The sequence below is a fragment of the Marinobacter sp. F3R08 genome, from assembly GCF_018860425.1.
Classification (GTDB): domain Bacteria; phylum Pseudomonadota; class Gammaproteobacteria; order Pseudomonadales; family Oleiphilaceae; genus Marinobacter.
This window is the reverse complement of record NZ_JAHKPI010000025.1, coordinates 178,502-196,942: the sequence shown is the minus strand read 5'-3', so window position 1 is coordinate 196,942 and position 18,441 is coordinate 178,502. Positions and strand designations below refer to the sequence as shown.

The 18,441-nt window shown below is 53.7% G+C and carries 14 protein-coding genes; 6 read left to right on the top strand and 8 right to left on the bottom strand.

Going from position 1 to position 18,441, the window contains the following annotated elements:
- Positions 1–34: 34 nt before the first annotated feature.
- The 6 genes from KO499_RS16275 to KO499_RS16250 form a co-directional block, all read right to left on the bottom strand.
- A complete protein-coding gene (locus tag KO499_RS16275) occupies positions 35–1,288 on the bottom strand; it encodes a xanthine/uracil/vitamin C permease (RefSeq protein ID WP_215984817.1) in 1,254 nt (417 codons plus the stop codon).
- Positions 1,289–1,647: 359 nt separating this feature from the next.
- Positions 1,648–3,975 carry a molybdopterin-dependent oxidoreductase gene (locus KO499_RS16270; protein ID WP_215984816.1) on the bottom strand — a complete coding sequence of 776 codons (2,328 nt, stop codon included), beginning with the start codon at positions 3,973–3,975 and terminating at the stop codon, positions 1,648–1,650.
- Positions 3,976–4,282: 307 nt separating this feature from the next.
- Complete coding sequence (locus KO499_RS16265) at positions 4,283–4,921, bottom strand: response regulator transcription factor (RefSeq protein WP_215984815.1); 639 nt, start codon at positions 4,919–4,921, stop codon at positions 4,283–4,285.
- A 6-nt stretch (positions 4,922–4,927) separates the two neighbouring features.
- A complete protein-coding gene (locus KO499_RS16260; protein WP_215984814.1) occupies positions 4,928–6,448 on the bottom strand; it encodes a PAS domain-containing sensor histidine kinase in 1,521 nt (506 codons plus the stop codon).
- 96 nt (positions 6,449–6,544) lie between these two features.
- A complete protein-coding gene (locus tag KO499_RS16255; protein ID WP_215984813.1) occupies positions 6,545–7,090 on the bottom strand; it encodes an isochorismatase family protein in 546 nt (181 codons plus the stop codon).
- A 14-nt stretch (positions 7,091–7,104) separates the two neighbouring features.
- Positions 7,105–7,536 carry a MaoC family dehydratase gene (locus tag KO499_RS16250; RefSeq protein ID WP_215984812.1) on the bottom strand — a complete coding sequence of 144 codons (432 nt, stop codon included), beginning with the start codon at positions 7,534–7,536 and terminating at the stop codon, positions 7,105–7,107.
- Positions 7,537–7,686: 150 nt separating this feature from the next.
- On the opposite strand from KO499_RS16250, the gene KO499_RS16245 reads away from it, so the two are divergent.
- The 4 genes from KO499_RS16245 to KO499_RS16230 are packed head-to-tail and all read left to right on the top strand — an operon-like array spanning position 7,687 to position 13,061.
- A complete protein-coding gene (locus KO499_RS16245) occupies positions 7,687–9,054 on the top strand; it encodes a malonyl-CoA decarboxylase (protein ID WP_215984811.1) in 1,368 nt (455 codons plus the stop codon).
- 28 nt (positions 9,055–9,082) lie between these two features.
- Positions 9,083–9,826: an acetoacetyl-CoA reductase gene (gene phbB, locus KO499_RS16240; RefSeq protein WP_215984810.1), complete on the top strand. Its 744-nt coding sequence runs from the start codon at positions 9,083–9,085 to the stop codon at positions 9,824–9,826.
- 11 nt (positions 9,827–9,837) lie between these two features.
- Positions 9,838–11,616, top strand: a complete 1,779-nt coding sequence (locus KO499_RS16235; protein WP_215984809.1) for an acyl-CoA dehydrogenase — start codon at positions 9,838–9,840, stop codon at positions 11,614–11,616.
- A gap of 23 nt (positions 11,617–11,639) precedes the next feature.
- A complete protein-coding gene (locus tag KO499_RS16230) occupies positions 11,640–13,061 on the top strand; it encodes an NAD-dependent succinate-semialdehyde dehydrogenase (protein WP_215984808.1) in 1,422 nt (473 codons plus the stop codon).
- Between the two features lie 93 nt (positions 13,062–13,154).
- Here the strand turns inward: KO499_RS16230 and KO499_RS16225 are convergent, their stop codons facing one another.
- The gene (locus tag KO499_RS16225) at positions 13,155–13,925 is read right to left on the bottom strand and encodes a ferredoxin--NADP reductase (RefSeq protein ID WP_215984807.1); all 771 of its coding nucleotides are present in this window, start codon (positions 13,923–13,925) and stop codon (positions 13,155–13,157) included.
- A 145-nt stretch (positions 13,926–14,070) separates the two neighbouring features.
- Here KO499_RS16225 and KO499_RS16220 point away from each other — a divergent pair, with 145 nt between their 5' ends.
- Positions 14,071–14,955 carry a LysR substrate-binding domain-containing protein gene (locus KO499_RS16220; protein ID WP_215984806.1) on the top strand — a complete coding sequence of 295 codons (885 nt, stop codon included), beginning with the start codon at positions 14,071–14,073 and terminating at the stop codon, positions 14,953–14,955.
- Here KO499_RS16220 and KO499_RS16215 read toward each other — a convergent pair.
- Complete coding sequence (locus KO499_RS16215) at positions 14,947–15,555, bottom strand: tRNA-(ms[2]io[6]A)-hydroxylase (RefSeq protein WP_215984805.1); 609 nt, start codon at positions 15,553–15,555, stop codon at positions 14,947–14,949. The two genes, KO499_RS16220 and KO499_RS16215, sit on opposite strands and share 9 nt — an antisense overlap.
- A gap of 256 nt (positions 15,556–15,811) precedes the next feature.
- Between KO499_RS16215 and acnB the strand changes: the two genes are divergently transcribed.
- Positions 15,812–18,406: a bifunctional aconitate hydratase 2/2-methylisocitrate dehydratase gene (gene acnB, locus KO499_RS16210; RefSeq protein WP_215985428.1), complete on the top strand. Its 2,595-nt coding sequence runs from the start codon at positions 15,812–15,814 to the stop codon at positions 18,404–18,406.
- The last annotated feature ends 35 nt before the right edge of the window (positions 18,407–18,441 follow it).

Genomic DNA, 18,441 nt, shown 5'->3' with positions numbered 1-18,441 from the left:
CTCTTTTTGTTTTCTCAGGCAAGCTTTGCCACCGTTAACTTCGCTCAGCCAGAGCATCAGCATCAGCTGCAGGCTCATCGTCGTTATGGTGTGTTGCCACATAAACGTCTGCGAACCAGTTTTTCTCCAGGAACAGCCACAGAACCAGGCCAATACCAAGTCCCCAGGCCGCACCTTTGACCGCAAGAACAGAGCCAACAATTACAGCTACACCGCGCTCCAGGTTGGTTTGGCGATCCAGCATTTCGATCGCCAGATAGCCACACAGGTAGCCCTGAATCAGCAGGGTCAACGCCATACCGATATTGAGACCCGGCTTGAACAGCGTAACCACGGGCACCAGAACAATGGCAATGGTCATCCCCCAGTAGATACTGGTTGCACCACCCCAGTAGCTGTCCATGACGGAACGCGGGTTATTCATATAACGGTTGATGACCAGAGCTTGACCACCTGTCCATGCAGGTCCGGACAAACTGATGAATGGTGCAAACAAACCATGAAGGGTATTTCGAACACCCACGATGATGCTGTTGCGACGCGGGCTGAAGACCAGTTTCTCGTCCTTACGGGCACTGTCCGCATTTTTGAACAGCGAATCCATAACCAGAATATCCCCGAAAGCAATAATGTAAGCAGCCAGAGCCAGCGGGATAGCATCAATGAAATATTGCAGTGGCGGCATACCCAGCCCGATCACACTGTAGTCCTGAATGATGGTCCCCAGCGGAATGGAGGTGAAGCCCCACTCAATAACAGGCATATCAACCTCACCGATAAGCAGTCCGAATACATATGCGATCAGGAACGGTACTGCGATGCCATACTGAGCCACAAAACGGAAGAAGCCATAACGCGCACGCAAAGGGTCGGCGGTTTCAGAAAACAGCATAAAGAAACCGAGAACCGCTCCGGTCAGAATGGTGATCGGCATAGTCCAGACACGACCATCGGCGGCGAACTCACCCATGACTGCAGAAATACCTGCGCCAATCAGAATGCCCGACTTGAGTGACATCGGCATCTTGCGCACCAGGGCGTCAGCACCTTTAAAGGCACCCAGCCCCAGGAAAATCACAGCGACCGTTAACTGCAATGCAATGAGCGCCAGTATTCTGGCCTCCCCCTCCGGATAACCCATCAGGAACGCGATATACAGTGGAATACCTGCCGTGATCCAGCCGGCAACGGTAGGGTCACCAAAGTGCGTGTGCACCAGGTAAAGAATGTTGTTCAGCAGTACAAAGGCAACTGCAATTTCGAAGGGAATTCCCAAAACGGAAGTCATTAGAGCCGTGATGCTCAAGGGGACAACGCACAGAATTGCGCCCTGCAAAATGTCTGGTATTTCAATTTTGTAGTGAACGAAAGGTACGCGGAAATTCAATACGCCTAACGCCGACGGCTGCTCACCGCCCGTTGGTCTTTTCTTCAAGGACATTGTTTTTATTCTCCATCCAATTGGATTTATCGAATACGAAGGGGAGATATACCCCATGCCAATACTAGGTCTTAGTACCCATACAATCAATGGTTTTTACTTGGTTTTGCGATCACTTATACCTAGCCAGGTCACGACTAACATCAGCGTAGCGCTCATACTCTTCTTCAGCGGGTTATCTCGAGGGATAGCGAACCAGGAAACGCTCAGCAACATTCACTACTGATCGCCGGCGGCAAGAAGGCACCCAAGGCCAGATCCTCCCCAGCGTACAGTTCAATTTCGACGAGGCATGACAACGCACTTGGCCCTTGTGCCAGACGTGAGGTTCCTTCATCCCGGGTCAGAACGTTCGGGTTACCATGCTGACAGGACACGCCTAAAACGCCTGGTTGTGGCGGGTCAAACCAAGCCCCGGTGCTCAACTGCAACACCCCAACTCGCACTTCGTCACTTACCACGGCAGAACACAAGCAGGCGCCTCGTCCGTTATATATGCGTACCAGACTATTTTGTTTGATGTTCCGGATCTTCGCGTCTTCCGGATGAATAACCACCGGTTCCCGCCCGTTGATTTTCGACTTGCGACTAAGGGAACCGTGGTCCAACTGGGAGTGCAGTTTGTTTTTCGGTTGATTGGAAATCAGGTGCATGGGGAATTCAGGGTTTTCCTTCCCCAACCATTCCTTAGGCTCATTCCAGAACGGAAAGCCCGGACATTCTTCATAGCCAAAGCCCGCGACAGTCTCAGAGAAAATCTCTATTTTTCCACTGGGCGTTCGAAGGGCATTGCCTACAGGATCCTCGCGATAGGCTTTCATCAGAACCTGCGGTTCGTTCGGCATCAGGTTTTCAAACCAGCCCTTCGCTTTAAAGTCCTCAAAGCTCGGGAGGTCAATACCGCTATTGCCAGCTTTTTCACAGGTTTCGTCGTAAAATACTTTTAACCATTGCTCCTCGTCACGGCCTTCCGTGAATGCTTCCCGTGCACCGAGCTCTTCTGCCAACTTACTGAAGATTTCATAGTCCGACAGGCTCTGCCCTGCCGGCTCCACAGCCTTTTCCATATAGATAAGGAAGGGATCGCGACTGGATGAAGCAATGTCATTCCGCTCCAAAAACGTTGCAGCGGGTAGCACAATATCAGCGTGTTTAGCTTGAGCATTCCAACACCACTCATGGACAATCACCGTATCCGGTTTCTGCCAAGCCGCCCTCATTCGAACGAGATCCTGATGGTGATGAAAAGGGTTTCCCCCTGCCCAGTAAATCAGCTTAATATCAGGATAAGTTTCAGTCATACCGTTGTATTCGAATTGGGCGCCGGGATTCAGCAGCAGGTCGGTAATTCTGGCAACGGGAATAAAGCTTTTTACCGGGTTTTTACCCTGAGGCAAAGCCGCCCCGGGAATCCCCTGATAGTTAGCGCCAATTGCATTCATAGCACTGTATCCAAACCCTATACCTCCACCCGGTAAACCGAGCTGCCCCAACATCGACGCGACAGCAATAGCTGCCCAGTAGGGTTGCTCGCCGTTATCCTGACGAGTTAAAGACCAGCTCACGGAGATCATCGTGCGTTGGCGAGCCATATCCCGAGCCAAATGACGGATACGAGCAGCAGGCATGCCTGTCTTTCTCTCGGCCCAGGCGCTGTCTTTCACGACACCGTCCGTCTCTCCCAAAAAATAGTCTCGAAAACGCTCGTAGCCCACCGTATAGGTCGATAGAAAGCCGGTGTCTGCCAGTTTTTCTTCGTGAAGGGTATGGGCAATGCCAAGCAAAAGCGCAACATCACTACCAGGGTATATAGCGAACCAGTCTGCATTCATTTCTTCCAGCACATCTGAACGCAAAGGGCTGACGTTAACGACTTTAACGCCATTTGCAGCGGCTTCCTGCATTCCCTGTTGCTGCACATGACGCCCAACACCACCATTAGTGACCTGTCCGTTTCTGAGCGGTGCCCCACCGAAAGCCACGAACAGGCCCGTGTATTCCTTAATAACGTCCCAGCTGGTTGCACCATTCACCATGGAATAGAAATCGCCAAGGACGTAAGGCAAAGTGACTTCGGCAGCCGCATAGCTATAGGTATTCCGTGAATAGGTGTAGCCGCCAATCGAGTTGAGGAACCTCTTCAGCTGGCTCTGGGCATGATGAAAACGCCCAGCACTGGACCACCCATAAGATCCCCCATAAATTGCCTGATTACCGTAACGGCCGCGTACACGATTTAATTCATCCACCACCAACCTGATCACTCTGGACCAGGAAACCTCAACAAACTCATCAGCTCCTCGACCACCTTCTGCATTTCCCGGCCCGTTTTCCAACCATCCGCGACGAACCATAGGTTTCTTGATACGCATTGGTCCATCAAGCACATCAACGATACCCTGACCAATAGGGGACGGATCTTCATCCCTCTCGAAACCCTCCAGCGCGGTGAGTTTTCCAGACTTGGTATGAACCCGATAGGTCCCCCAATGGCTGCTGGTAAGTGACTTTTTTGTTCCATGCTCAGATGTCATAAGCTGACCCTTTTTATTTTGTTATTCGGAAATTTCAGCATAGACCAAAATCAAGTATTATTACTTGGTTTTTTTAAATTGCACTCGATTATTTTTACTTAACAATTCAGTGGATTTACTTGATTCTGAATTATGAGAAACAAAAGGACACCAATATCTCAACAGGGTCGCGAGGTGCACTATGGGGAGCAACCGGTCCTAACGACCAGTGCAATTGGGGGGAAAACCGTGGTATTCGAGGAATGCAGAATGGGCCAGGTTGTTACCTGAAATATTGGCTCAACCCAGCCGCTGGAAACGATTGGACTTACGACTTGGCAATACCCTTGACCAGCCCCAGTGCTATAGCCACCTGCACCAGCTCTGCAAACGAATCCACTTGCATTTTTGCAGTCATATTCGCGCGATGACCCTCAACCGTTTTTCTGTTGATACCGAGTTCATCGGCGGCTTCCTGATTCGAGAGCCCCTTAACAATCAGCTCAAGAACCTGACGCTCTCTTCGCGTCAAGCTGTCGTATCGTTGCCGGATACGAGACTGTGAACGACGCTGAACAAATCGGGTCCGGTCTTTTTCCAATGCATCATGGACGTGGTCAATGAGCATTTGGTCATCAAACGGCTTTTCGATAAACGTTACGGCACCTTGAGTCAGCGCTGTCACGGCCATATCCACATTGCCGTGAGCCGATATCATAATTACCGGGAGTTCAATGTTGTACTCTGACAGTTTCTTCTGCGCGTTAATTCCGCTGAGCCCGGGCATCCTCACATCCATCACAATGCAACCGCTTGAGCCCGTTTCGAAGCCCTCGAAAAACGCCATGGCATTCTCGTAGGTTTGAACCGTTAGGCCTACAGACTCAAGCAACCATTTCAGAGAGTCTCTTACGTCCGTATCGTCATCAATGACGAAAACTGTCTGTGCATCGTTTTTAGAGGTCATGAGTGATCAGTCAGTCATATTTAGCGTAAATGAAAAGCGAGCCCCGCCTGCAGCGATATTTTCTGCCCAGAGTTCGCCCCCGAGATTCTCTACCAATGAACGACTGATGGCCAGCCCCATTCCAAGCCCGGTTTCCTTGGTCGAAAAAAAGCGATCAAAAAGGCGAGACATATCCGCTTCTGAAATACCTTTGCCCTGGTCCTCCACCTCAACTCGCAACTGCCCGCTATCATGAGGCTCGACACTGATCCGCACGGTGGTAACGATCTCATCGTCCGCTGAGGCGCTTGCTTCAATAGCATTCACAATCAGATTCAACAACACCTGTTCCAGCTGAATTTTGTCCCCCCTGACTGCGGTAACATCCGAGGGCGGTTCAAACACTATGCGAACGTTAAGTCGTTCTGCCATATTTTCGCAGAAGTCAATCATCTCACTGATCAGTTCCGGTAAATTGAGGCTGGCAATCACCGGTTCCTGCTTGCGGGTGAAGTCCATCATTCGATGGATAATCTCACCAGCCCTCAACGCCGTTCGGATGCTTCGAGTAATCGGCACCTCTACATCGTCCCAGGACAAGGTGGGGTTGTTCGCAAACCTCCGCTCTATGCCCCGAAGGTAATTCACCATCGCTGACAGCGGCTGGTTCAGTTCATGGGCCAGGCTAGACGCCAGCTCACCCATAGTGACCAAGCGACTGGCGTGGTCAATATCGGCCTGATACTGCTTGAGCTGTTCTTCTGCGGCAGCTTTCTCTGTGAGGTCATGGGCAACCAGCGAGAAGTACTCAATATCCCCATGCAGAGAACGGTGAGCCAATAGTTCAAGCATGACCGGAATACGAATGCTATTCAGACTCCGCATCGCAAGCTCCCCCCGCCAACTCCCCGTTTTTCTCGCTGCCGGGAAGCCATCATCCATCAGCGTAGCGAAACCTTTCTCCGTTACAAACCAGGAAAGGGGGCAAGCGCTGTAATCCCTGTGCTCCAATTCAAAAGCAGTTCTGGCAGCTTCATTCAGGTGTGAAACGGTAAAATCCAGATTCACAAAAATAACCAGATCCTGAGTGCTTTCCAGCACTCGGGCCAACCGACGGTTTGCTTTATCTGCCTTGATTCTGTGGGAAGCATCTCGGGAAACGACCAAGATCTCACGAATCCCGTTGGTTTCAGGATCGCGAATCGTTCGGCTTGTACTTTCCAGCCAGGTGTAATGACCATCTTTACAACGGAAGCGATAGGTGTGGGTGTACAGGCCTCGATCGTAATTCACTGTAGGCGCCCGCAACCGGAAATCCGCTACATCGTCGGGGTGGTAGAGATCGTATGCTGAAATACCAACAATCTCTTCAACTGTGTACCCCAGTAAATGCGTAACTGCTGGAGATACATAGATAAACCGCCAGTCTTCCGGTGTGTGGCGGGAGATCATGTCGGTGGATTGTTCCGCCATTTCCGCGAGCAAACGATTCCGTTCAGCGTCGTCAGTCAGGGCTGTCAGTCCTTCTTCCGGTGTACGGTTTTTCATGGCTATGGAAGCCTCCGGAACTCGGGTTGTGTTAACCATTCCTATTCTGATGATCGCCAGGACCCTGACCACAGAGATCCAGGCCCTGGCGACTGACTAGCGCAGGAATTCTTTGCTGAAGGCCTTGAATTGAACCGAATCCGAACGCCGAAGCCATTCAAATCCGACCATTTCTTTAGTAACTATCCGGGCACCGGCTTGCTCCATCCGACACAGCGCTACCTCGGTATCGTAGGAGTTACGTGCTGAAATGGCATCCGCCACCACAAATACCTCCAACCCCTTCTCCAGGAGCCTCAGGGCCGATTGCATTACGCAAGCTTGAGACTCCATACCACAGAGAACAACCTGCTTACGATCATGCGACCGGAACGCCTTTTCGAAGCCGGGGTCATCAATACACGCGAAGAAGGTTTTTCCGTAAAGATTGGCGGGGCCCACAACTTCACGCAGCTTCTCTTCTGTATGGCCCAAGCCGTCTGGGTACTGCTCGGATCCAATCACCGGTACGTTCATCAATCCGGCCAGGCGCACCAACCAATTGCAGTTGTCCACCAGTTTCTCACTTTCATGCACTCCGCCCAACAACCGTGCCTGCACATCGATCACGGCGACGATGCAATTCTCTTGATCCATTAACATAGTACTCTCCAGACTTACGCCGGACGGCGGTCAACCATATTCGTTGCAACGCCCTCTGCAACCACTGTATCGCCAACTCTGCAGACGGTCTCCAGCTTTACACGACGCCGCTCCACATTGATCTCAACGACCTTGGCAGAAGCAACAACGGTGTCACCAATATGAACGGGCGCCTTGAACTTGATCTGCTGATCAACGTAGATCGCCCCCGGACCGGGCAGACGTGTACCCAACACGCAAGAGATCAGGGCCGCACTGAACATGCCGTGAACAATGCGCTCTTTGAATGGTGTGGTCTTCGCATACTCAGCATTAATGTGTACCGGGTTGTCATCGCCGCTGATGCCTGCGAACAAAATGACGTCTGCGTCAGTGATGGTCTTGGCGTAAAAAGCCTCCATTCCAACTTCCAGGTCTTCCAGATAGTAACCGTGTAATTCTTGCATTGTGCTTTCCTCTTGTTAATCCATACGCCGACTACATTACTGGTTTGTATCCATCAAACCAAGTACTTTTACTTGGTTTTATCAAAATGCTCTGGTAGCCTTCTTTCGACCACAAAGACAACACCGCTTGGTTAACAGGGAGTCGCGGTTATGCAGAGGCAACCCGTAAGCATTTTTGAGAAGGCTTTCAAGAAACTGGTTCCGGGCGGACTGGAATCCTCAGGCCGTCGTGGCCCAAATATCATGAACATAGCCGAAGACCTCCCGGAGACTGATCTTACCGCTGTCAAGGAATGGATCGACGATTGCCTTGCCGAAAACGGCGGCCAGGTTGAGGCTCGCAAGCGCGCGGCCCTGCTCGGTCGCGCTTATCTAAAACTCTCCACTACGGGAAGAACCCGCTTTCTCGGCCTACTCGCTGAACACTACGGCATCAACGAAGACAGCGTCGAGCAAGCCATCGATCAATGGCATAACGCGAAAGCAAATGAGAAAACGCAAGCAGCCCAATCCCTGCGCAGAGCACTGGTACCCAGCCGAACGACGCTTCTTAAACAATTCAACGGTGTACCTTCCGGGGTTAAATTCCTGGTGGATATGCGGGAAGAGTTGCTGCAGCTTTGCATAGATTATCCGGAGCTGAAACCACTGGAAACCGACCTTCGCGACCTGCTGGCGACCTGGTTCGACATCGGTCTGCTACAGCTCGAAGAGATCAGCTGGAACTCCAGTGGTGCCATACTGGAGAAACTGATTGCCTACGAGGCCGTACACGCCATCAAGAGCTGGAGCGACCTCAAGAACCGTCTTGATTTCGACCGTCGGTGCTTCGCCTTTTTTCATCCGAACATGCCCGACGAACCGTTAATCTTCGTTGAGGTCGCTTTGGTGAACGGTCTGGCGGACAACGTTCAGAAACTACTGGATGAGCACGCCCCTACCCAAGACGCCGATAAAGCGGATACTGCGATTTTCTATTCAATCTCCAACGCCCAGCAAGGCCTTGCCGGCATCAGCTTTGGTAACTTCCTCATCAAACAGGTCGTCAGCAAGCTTCAAATGGAGTTCCCCCAGTTAAAACAGTTCGCAACGCTGTCTCCAATCCCCGGCTTTCGTCGCTGGCTGGACAACACGCCGGCGGACCAATTAACTCAATTGCCAGGCGGCGAAGAATGGCTACGTTGTCCTCCGCCACGGGACCCGGCCCGGGCAGGCCAGTCCGATAGCACAGGCGCCCAACAGGAAGCCATTATGAAACTGGCGGCATCCTACCTGTGCTCCAGCAAACCCGGTACGTCTCGTTCAAACGACCCCGTAGCCAACTTCCATCTGAGCAACGGAGCCCAGGTTGCCCGGCTTAACTGGATGGCTGACACCTCAGACAAAGGACTCAAACAGGCTGCCGGCCTGATGGTGAATTACCTTTACGAGCTTCCCAAGATTGTTGACCGCAGCAATCAGTACACCTCAGAGGGAATCATTTCCCAATCATCCAATATCAAGAAACTCTTGAAGTAAACAACCCCTAAGAAGAAAGGAGAACACCATGACTAATCGCATCGCAGTTGTTACCGGAGCAACCGGTGGTCTGGGTACCGCTATGTGTAAAGCGCTGGCCGCTCAAGGCCGTGCAGTAGTAGGCACCCACCTGCCCGGTGAAGAAGCACAAGCCAAAGAGTGGCAAGCCGGGCTGCAGCAGGACGGCATCGAAGCCTCCGTGTACCCGCTGGACGTAACCGACTTTGATGGCTGCAAAGCCTTTGTTGCTGCTGTTGAGAAAGACCTGGGACCTATCGATATTCTGGTCAACAACGCAGGCATCACCAACGACGCCCCACTGAAGAGGATGCAACCAGAACAATGGAATCAGGTCATCAACGTGAACCTGACCTCTATGTTCAACATGTGCCAGCAAGTGTTCGAAAATATGTGCGAGCGTGGCTTTGGCCGTATCGTTAACATTTCATCCCTGAACGGGGAGAAAGGTCAGTTCGGCCAGTGTAACTATGCCGCCACGAAAGCCGGCATCTATGGTTTCACCAAATCCATTGCTCAGGAAGGCGCCCGTAAAGGTGTAACCGCCAACTCGGTTTCTCCAGGCTACATCGACACGCCAATGGTTCGTCAGGTACCTGAAAAGGTACTGAACAACATTGTTGCAGGTATTCCGGTTGGCCACCTTGGGCAGCCTGAAGACATCGCCAGAGCCGTCGCTTATCTGACAGCTGATGAAGCCAGTTTCGTAACCGGCACGAACATGTCGGTTAACGGCGGCCAATACATGGCCTGAGGGAGTAAACCATGACAGAGTTCAGAGCACCCACCCGTGAGATGGCGTTTACCCTGCAGCAAGTCGCCGGGTTTTCAGAAATGGCCAAAGCCTGTGGCTACGAAGATGCTTCCGAGGATGTCGTTGCAGCCATTCTTGAAGAAGCTGCACGCTTTGCAGGTTCCGTCATCGCACCAACCAACGTTACCGGCGATCAAACCGGCGTTCGCCTGGATAGCGACCACAACGTGGTCACGCCAGCAGGGTTCAGGGCGGCTTACCAGCAATACGCAGAGAGCGGTTGGGCCAGCCTGCAGTTTGACCCGGAGTTTGGTGGGCAGGGCTTGCCTTTCTCGCTGGCCATCCCGGTTCAGGAAATGTGGCATGCCGCCAACATGGCGTGGGGGCTCTGTCCTTTGTTGTCTCAAGGTGCCGTAGAGGCGCTTTCCGAGAACGCCAGCGATGAACTGAAAAAGAAGTTCCTGCCCAAAATGATTTCCGGGCAGTGGACCGGAACCATGAACCTGACCGAACCACAGTCCGGTTCTGATTTGTCAGGTATCCGGACCCAGGCCCGCCCGGATGGCGATGCCTACCGGATAAAAGGACAAAAGATTTTCATCACCTGGGGTGAGCACGACATGGCGGAGAACATCATCCATCTTGTGCTTGCCCGCTTGCCGGATGCTCCTCCCGGCGTCAAAGGTATATCACTGTTTGCGGTACCCAAGTATTTACCCGATGCGTCCGGAGAACCGGGAGAAAGGAACGATTGCCACGCAGTCTCACTGGAACACAAGCTCGGTATCCATGCCAGCCCCACCTGCGTGATGAGTTATGGCGATAACGAGGGCGCTATCGGTTACCTGGTGGGCGAAGAGAATCGGGGCCTGGCCTGCATGTTCACCATGATGAACAACGCACGGCTGACCGTTGGTTTACAAGGCGTTTCAATCTCCGAGCGCGCTTACCAGCAAGCTCGGGACTATACCGTCGAACGAACTCAAGGCACGGCTCCCGGCCAACAAGGCGTTTCCCCTATCATCAAGCACCCGGACGTCCGCCGCATGCTAATGATTATGAAAACCTTGACCGAGGCCGCTCGCGGTCTTGCTTACACTGGCTGCGTAGCCGTTGATTACGCCAAGGCGGATACCCTCCCAGACGACATCAAGAGCCGCTACAAGCGCCGGGCCGACTTGCTGACACCACTGGTGAAAGGCTGGTGCACAGAAATCGCACAAGAAGTCACGTCTCTGGGCATTCAATGTTACGGTGGAATGGGCTTTATCGAAGAGACAGGCGCTGCACAACACTACCGTGACGCCCGTATTCTACCGATATATGAAGGCACCAACGGCATTCAGGCCCTTGATCTGATCGGCCGGAAAACCGTGAGCGACCGGGGGCAGGCCATAGCTGAGCTGATTGATGACATGCGTCCACTCACCGGGTCGCTACAAAGCCATTCCGTGCTTACAGCCGAGCGCCAGGCAAGATTTGACCAGGCAGTCGCCTTCCTTGAAGATGCCACAAAAATGATTCTGGAGCGTGGCGATGACCCCCAGTTTACGGGCGCCGTTGCCTTTGACTATCTGATGCTGAGCTCTACCGTGACCGCCGGCTGGCTGTTGTTGAAAGCCGCTACTGCAGCTAAGAATACGCAGGCTGACCAAAGCTCATTGGCAATCAACAAACTGGCTACCACAAACTTTTTCATCGATCACATCCTCCCGCGCTGTTCCGTGCACCTGAGCTCGATACGATCGGGCGATGACGCCATCATGGCGCTGTCGGAAACAGAGTTTTAATATCAACCAAGAGGTACCGCCTCATGTATGTAAACGGAGAATGGTTAACCGGGCGCCCGGAGCTCCCGGTTACCAACCCGGCCACGGGTGAAGTCATCGGGCAGGTGCCCGACTGCACAGATCAGGATATTGAGGCGGCCATTACGGCCGCCGATTGCGCGTTTAAAGAATGGAAAAAGACCACGGCGTATCATCGCTCCCAATTGCTTTACCGGGCCTGGGAACTGATGATCCGTCAGAAACGCGAACTGGCTGAGCTGATGACCCGCGAACAGGGTAAGCCCCTGAAAGCGTCCCTCAATGAAGTACAGTACGGCGCTGACTTCCTGCTATGGTTTGCCGAAGAAGCCAAACGCGTATACGGGCAAAGCATTCCTTCCGCCCGTGAAAACCAGCGCTTTATCGTACAAAAATCCCCTGTTGGTGTGGTCGGTGCGATCACTCCCTGGAATTATCCGATTTCCATGATTACCCGCAAGTTAGCGCCCGCACTGGCGGCCGGCTGCAGCGTGATTCTGAAACCAGCTGAAAGTACACCCTTGTGCGCAAAAGCCATGATAGAAATCTTCGCCGAAGCAGGCTTCCCGGCTGGGGTGATCAACATGCTGACGGTGCAGGATCCTTCCCGGGTGGGCGAAGCTTTTTGTACCGACCCGAGGGTTCGCAAGCTGACCTTCACCGGCTCTACCCCTGTCGGTAAGAAACTGAATGGCCTGGCCGCAGCCAACATGAAACGCGTATCCATGGAACTCGGCGGCCATGCACCCGCCATTGTTTTCCCTGACGCCGACCCGGTACATGCTGCCAAAGGCCTGTCACTGGTCAAGTTCCTGAATACTGGACAGGCCTGCATTAGCCCCAACCGTATTTTTGTGCACGAAGATCACCTTGAACCATTTATCAAAGAACTCACCAACCGCGCCAGTCGATTGGTGGCGGGTAACGGTATGACTGATGGCGTCGGCATTGGCCCGCTGATCAACGAACAGGCCATCGCGAAAGTCGACAACCAGGTCCAGGATGCCATAGCCAAAGGCGCGAAAATTGAAACCGGCGGTCAGCGCCTGACAGACAACGGCCTGTCACAGGGTTACTTTTTCGCACCAACCGTACTCTCCGGAGTAACCCCAGACATGAAGATATACCGGGAAGAAACCTTTGGCCCGGTGGCTCCCGTCATCACCTATCGCTCAGAAGACGATGTCATCGCCATGGCCAACGATACTGAGTATGGATTGGCCGCCTACATCTACAGCAATAATATGACGACGGCCATGCGTGCGTTTGAAGCTCTGGATTTCGGCATTGTCGGCATTAACGATATCAATCCGACCAGTGCTGCGGCACCGTTTGGCGGGATGAAAAACAGCGGCCTTGGTCGCGAAGGTGCTCAGGAAGGTATAGAGGAATATCTCGAAACAAAACTGGCAGGGATGGCTATCTGATTGGCCAGTTTGAAGACAACATTGTAGGTGATGCTTATGAGAAGGGGCGAGACTTCGCCCCCTCGCTCTGTGCTGCATAACACTCCGCGCGCCCTAGCTCTCCACAAAAGCCCTCTCAATGACATAGTGCCCCATGTCACCACCGCGAGCCTCTTTGAAGCCCATGTTGTTCAGAATGGCACAGGTGTCCTTGAGCATGCTCGGACTTCCGCAGATCATGAACCGGTCGTTTTCAAGATCAAACTCCGGAAGATCAAGATCACGGGTGATCTTTCCGGTTTCCATGGCGTCCGTTAATCGCCCTTTGTTCCGGAACTCCTCTCGGGTAACAGTCGGGTAATAGACCAGTTTGCCTTCAACCATTTCACCGAAAAACTCGTTCTCGGGCAGCTCCTCAATTTCCTTTTGATAAGCCAGCTCTGACACATAGCGCACACCGTGGGTCAGGATCACCTTGTCAAACGCCTCATAGACTTCCGGATCCTTGATGATGCTCATGAAAGGCGCAAGCCCGGTACCTGTACTGATCAGCCAGAGATTTTTACCCGGCAGGAGGTTATCGAGAATCAGCGTACCCGTCGGCTTTCGGCTCACCAGAATTTCGTCACCCACCTGGATCTTCTGAAGACGTGAGGTCAGCGGGCCGTCCTGCACCTTGATCGAGAAAAACTCCAGTTCTTCCTCGTAATTGGCACTGGCGATGCTGTACGCGCGCATCAGAGGCTTGCCCTCAGTTTCCAGACCGATCATTACAAAGTGACCGTTCTTGAAACGGAATCCCGGGTCCCGGCTTGTTGTGAAGCTGAACAGTGTATCGTTCCAGTGATGAACGCTGGTGACTTTTTCTTTGATCAGGTTGCTCATGAAATCCTCTTGGCCGTTTAATGCGCTGTGTTACGGCGAATGGTTTAACTTTGAATTGCGGTAATTCTAACCTGACACTAACCTATCGGGAAAATGGGATATTCTCATAACCTTATTCGACCGAGCCGATTTAGAGCAAAAAGCTATGAAATACAGTTTCCGTCAGTTGGAAGTCTTCCTGGCCGCCGCCCATTTCCAGAACATCACCCGCGCTGCCGAATCCCTTGCCATGTCCCAGTCCGCAGCCAGCAGTGCCCTGAAAGAACTTGAAAACCAGTTCGACATCCAATTGTTTGACCGTGTTGGCAAGCGCCTTCAATTGAATGAACTCGGGAGACTCTACCGGCCGAAAGTGGAAGCTGTCCTTGCCCAGGCCAATGAGCTGGAACAGGCGCTCAGCAAACACACCGAAGTGGGTGCCCTGAAGGTTGGTGCCACGCTCACCATCGGGAACTATCTGGCCGTTGGGGTCATGGCCCAATACATGAATACCCCTACCCACCCGAGAATTTCGCTGGAGGTAGCCAACACCAGCACCATTGCCAAACGCGTGAAGGACTTCGAACTCGACATCGGTCTCATAGAGGGGGAACTGCAAGCGTCTGAACTGGAAGTATTGCCCTGGCGCGGCGATGAGCTGGTCGTATTCTGCTCCCCCAGCCACCCCTTCGCCAGCCAGAAATCACTGTCTGACGAGGACCTGCGCAATGCCACCTGGATCATGCGTGAGCAAGGTTCCGGGACACGTCAGAGCTTTGAGCGGGGAATGCATGGTCTATTACCCGATCTGAACGTGCTTCTCGAGCTGGAGCACACGGAAGCCATAAAACGTGCGGTAGAAGCTGACCTGGGCATTGGCTGTTTGTCCGAGGTCGTTCTTGAAGACGCCTTCAAGCGAGGCAGTCTGGTTCCTCTCGCCGTGCCTGAGCACCGCAAGTTCGACCGGCAGTTCTACTTCATCCTGCACAAACAAAAATACCGCAGCGCAGGTATTGATGCCTGGATGAAGCTGTGCCGGCAGTTACGATGACACCGGCCCACTGTGAAACCGGAACTCCGTATCCGGCGCCTCGATCAGTTCTTTCTCGATCGCCAGGAATTCTGAAACCCGTGTCTCTATTGAGTTCCCGGCAGCCTGCTCAGCCAGTGTCAGATAATCCTTATAGTGCCGGGCTTCAGACTTGAGCAGGCTGCTGTAGAAATCTGCCAGGCTGTCATCCAGGCACGGCGCAAGAGCGGCGAATCTCTCACATGACCGCGCTTCGATAATCGCACCCACGATAAGCACATCCACCAGGCGCCCCGGATCATCTGCACGGACCTGCTGTCTCAAACCGGCCGCATAGCGGGCTGGCGTAAGGTGACAGTAGTCCACCCCCCGCTTCTTCATGATCGCAAGAACCTGCTCGAAATGCCTCAGCTCTTCCCGGGCCAGCCTGGACATCTTGTTCAACAACCTGGTGTTATCGACATATCGATACATCAGGCTCAGTGCCGTGGATGCTGCTTTTTTCTCGCAATGGGCGTGATCAATCAGCATCAGATCCTGATTCGCCAGGGCGTTGTCGATCCATTGTTTCGGAGTCGGGCATGGCAGGAAGTCGTGAATCTCTTTCAGGGCGTCATTCATAGGAGAATTCGGTCGTTAATTTGCGGCCGGCGATTATAACGCACTTAACAGATCTCTCCGACCTCTGTCCAACTTAACTTTATAAGGGGTTTCCTATAGAATACAGCGCCAGATTAAGGAGTCTCTGAATAAATCCTGAAACCCCATCGGTGATTTGAGGCATTATTCAGAGGCTCCTGTGGCCTTTCCGCCAAAAAACTCCCGCCAGGCATATAGCCAACGGCGCGGGACATTCCAACTGATGAGGGTCCATATCGTGTTAGAAGCCTATCGTGAACACGTTGCTGAACGTGAAGCCCTGGGTATTCCTCCCAAGCCCCTGAACGCCGAACAGGCTGCTGCTCTGGTTGAGCTGCTGAAAAACCCGCCGGCCGGTGAGGAAGAAACCCTGGTGTATCTCCTGGAAAACCGCATTCCGCCAGGCGTGGATGAGGCCGCCTACGTGAAGGCCGCCTTCCTGACCGCCATTGTCAAAGGCGAAGCGTCCTCTCCCCTGCTGAACAAGCAGAAAGCGGTTCAGCTGCTGGGCATGATGCAGGGCGGCTACAACATCGCGACCCTGGTTGATCTTCTGGACGATTCCGAACTGGCCGAACTGGCTGGCGAGCAGCTCAAGCGCACCCTGCTCATGTTTGATGCCTTCAATGACGTGAAGGAAAAGATGGACGCCGGCAACGCCGTCGCCAAAGCAGTGGTTGAATCCTGGGCCAATGCCGAATGGTTCACCAACAAGAAGAAGGTTCCTGAAAGCACCAAGATGGTGGTGTTCAAGGTTACCGGCGAAACCAACACCGACGACCTGTCACCGGCTCCCGATGCCTGGTCCCGCCCGGATATTCCCCTGCACGCCCGCGCTGCCTACAAAATGGAGCGTGATGGCCTGAAACCGGAAGAGCCCGGCGTTACTGGTCCGATGAGCCAGATTGACGAAATTAAATCCAAGGGCCTGCCTGTTGCCTTTGTTGGTGATGTTGTAGGTACCGGCTCTTCCCGTAAGTCGGCCACCAACTCCGTTTTGTGGTTCTTCGGTGATGACATCCCCGGCGTTCCCAACAAGCGTGCCGGTGGTGTCTGTATCGGTAACAAGGTAGCCCCGATCTTCTTCAACACCATGGAAGATGCTGGCGCCCTGGTATTCGAAGCTCCTGTTGACGACATGAACATGGGCGACGTGATCGAGATCCGCCCCTACGACGGCAAGATCCTGAACGAAGCGGGAGAAACCATCTCCGAGTTCGGCTTCAAGTCCGACGTAATCCTCGACGAAGTTCAGGCCGGCGGTCGAATTCCGCTGATCATTGGTCGCGGCCTGACCGCCAAAGCCCGTGCCGCACTCGGCCTGGGAGCCACTGACATCTTCCGTCTGCCGACAGACCCTGAAGCCGGTACCAAGGGCTTCACCCTGGGCCAGAAGATGGTCGGTAAGGCCTGTGGCCTGGAAGAGGGCAAAGGCGTTCGCCCTGGCACCTACTGTGAGCCACACATGACCACCGTGGGTTCCCAGGACACCACCGGTCCGATGACCCGTGACGAACTGAAAGATCTCGCGTGCCTGGGCTTCCAGGCCGACCTGGTTATGCAGTCTTTCTGTCACACCGCGGCCTACCCTAAGCCGGTAGACGTGGAAATGCAGCACACCATGCCGGACTTCATCCAGACCCGTGGCGGTGTTGCCCTGCGTCCAGGTGACGGCATTATCCACTCCTGGCTGAACCGCATGCTGCTGCCAGACACCGTGGGCACCGGTGGTGACTCCCACACCCGTTTCCCGATGGGCATTTCCTTCCCGGCCGGTTCTGGTCTGGTAGCCTTCGCAGCCGCCACCGGCGTTATGCCGCTGGACATGCCGGAATCCGTTCTGGTTCGCTTCAAAGGCGAAATGCAGCCGGGCATCACCCTACGTGACCTGGTACACGCCATCCCGCTGTACGGCATCAAGCAGGGCATGCTGACCGTTGAGAAGAAGGGCAAGATCAACGAATTCTCTGGCCGCATCCTGGAAATCGAGGGCCTTGAGCACCTGACCGTTGAGCAGGCGTTCGAGCTGTCTGACGCATCCGCTGAGCGCTCCGCCGCAGGTTGTACCATCAACCTTTCGGAAGACTCCGTTGCCGAGTACCTGCGCTCTAACATCACCATGCTGCGCTGGATGATTGCCGAGGGTTACGGCGATCCGCGTACCCTGGAGCGTCGTGCCCAGCAAATGGAAGAGTGGATTGCAGATCCGAAGCTGATGCGTGCCGATAAAGATGCCGAGTACGCCCACGTCATCGAAATCGATCTGGCCGATATCAAAGAGCCGATCGTATGCTGCCCGAACGATCCGGACGACGCCAAGTTCCTGTCTGAAGTGGCTGGCGACAAGGTCGACGAAGTGTTCATCGGTTCCTGCATGACCAACATCGGTCACTTCCGTGCCGCCGGCAAGCTGCTTGAGCAAAACAAAGAGCCGCTGAAGACCCGCCTGTGGATGTCGCCTCCCACCAAGATGGATCAGGCGCAGCTGATGGAAGAAGGCTACTTCAACACCTACGGCACCGCCGGTGTTCGCACCGAGATGCCGGGCTGCTCCCTGTGCATGGGTAACCAGGCCCGTGTTGCGGCCAAGTCCACCGTGCTGTCCACCTCCACCCGTAACTTCCCGAACCGCCTCGGTGATGGTGCCAACGTGTACCTGACCTCCGCGGAACTGGCAGCGGTTGGTGCGGTTCTGGGCAAACTCCCCTCCCCGCAGGAGTACATGGAGTATGCCAAGGACCTGAACAGCATGTCGAAAGAGATCTACAAGTATCTCAACTTCGACCAGATGGAGAACTACACCACAAAGGCCGCTGAAGCGAACATCGCCTAAGCATCAAGCCTTTACGGTAAGCTCCACGAAAAACG